Genomic DNA, 1,240 nt, shown 5'->3' with positions numbered 1-1,240 from the left:
TTGCCCTCCCAGAACCCGCCGCCCTCCACGCCGCCCGAACTTAGGCCGGTGGCCGAGGCGAGGCCGGTTGCGCGGATCATCGCCGTCAGCGGGTCTTCGCAGCCCCTGATCGGTGACCAGCGCAGCCCGGCCGGGATGCCCTCGGCCAGGTGCTGCGGGTCGAACACGGCGGTCGGGCCGATGCGTTGGCGCGCGCGCAGGCTCGCGGTGAGGTTGTCCGGGCGGGTCGAGGTGGCGACCACTCCGCCGGGCGCATCCAGGATCGTCGGCACGACGATCTGGAGGGATTTGCCGCTTCGAGGCGGGCCGATGACCAGCAGAGAGTCCTCCACGCTGGCCCACACGTCAAGCCCATGCGAGGTGCCGATCCGATAGCCCACATCGGACGGCGCGGGACGCTCCAGAGAGGGCCGGAGATTCCCTGCCCGAGATAGCAGCGCCTTGGCGGAGGCGGCCTGAGCCACGTCATGTTTCGTTGCCGTGCCGGGAAGTCGATGAGGGTCTTGCGCACTCTTGCGCGACTGGCGGCGCAGGAGTGTCCACGCCCAGGTGATCGCCGCCGCCAGCAGCCCCAGCAGCACGACCGCGACGATCCAATAGGCGACGACACTGAGGCCATCGGCCTCCAGCGCGGTCGCCGGGTCGCCGGGGTTGAACAGCACCCCGACCCCGGCGGCGGGGCCGGCCAGGGGTTGAGCGGTGCCGGTGAGGAACGCCGCGACCGACCCGGCACCGCGCAGCAGCAGCGTGAGCGCGAACACCCCGATCAGTCCGATCATGGCGGCGTTGGTCAGCTCGTCACCGAAGGAGCCGGTCTGCCTGCCCGGTGCCGGGGCACTCATGACAGGCTCCGCACGACGAACGTGCCCGAGACCCTGCCCACGAGCACAACCTCGTCGCCGGGGTCGACGTGGTCACAGGCCAGGTCGATGAGCGCGCGGGCGGTGCCAGTCGGGGCGGCGTCGGTGTGCCTGATGATGTGGCACACCGCAATGTCCTCACCGGGCACGAAACCATCCCCGGTCACTTCCAGCAGCCGGGGCGCATCCGCAGGTTCGGGTTCCGGCGGGGCCGGAGCGGGGGTGTTCTTGCGGGCGGTGGCGGTGATGATGTCGGTGAACGTCGAGCCATCGGCCTCGGTGACCTCGACTCGTGCCGGAATCATCCGCTCGGCGGTGACCTGATCGACAATCCGCGCGAACGAGCCGCGCCGCCATGCGCCCTCGGCGACCGGCGGGGC

The 1,240-nt window shown here is 71.0% G+C and carries 2 protein-coding genes; both read right to left on the bottom strand.

All coding sequences use genetic code 11. The annotated features are described in order from the left end of the window. Positions 1 to 842: type IV secretory system conjugative DNA transfer family protein (locus tag AX744_RS08845; protein ID WP_197429195.1), on the bottom strand; the 842-nt coding region annotated here is incomplete at its 3' end. Further along, positions 839 to 1,240 (bottom strand): hypothetical protein (locus tag AX744_RS20625; RefSeq protein WP_061016378.1); only part of this gene is annotated, 402 nt, incomplete at its 5' end. The genes AX744_RS08845 and AX744_RS20625, both read right to left, overlap by 4 nt.

It is taken from the genome of Microbacterium sp. CCH5-D1 (assembly GCF_001557335.1).
Classification (GTDB): domain Bacteria; phylum Actinomycetota; class Actinomycetes; order Actinomycetales; family Microbacteriaceae; genus Microbacterium; species Microbacterium oxydans.
Note: the sequence above shows the minus strand (reverse complement) of the source record. Positions and strands in the feature narration are given on the sequence as shown.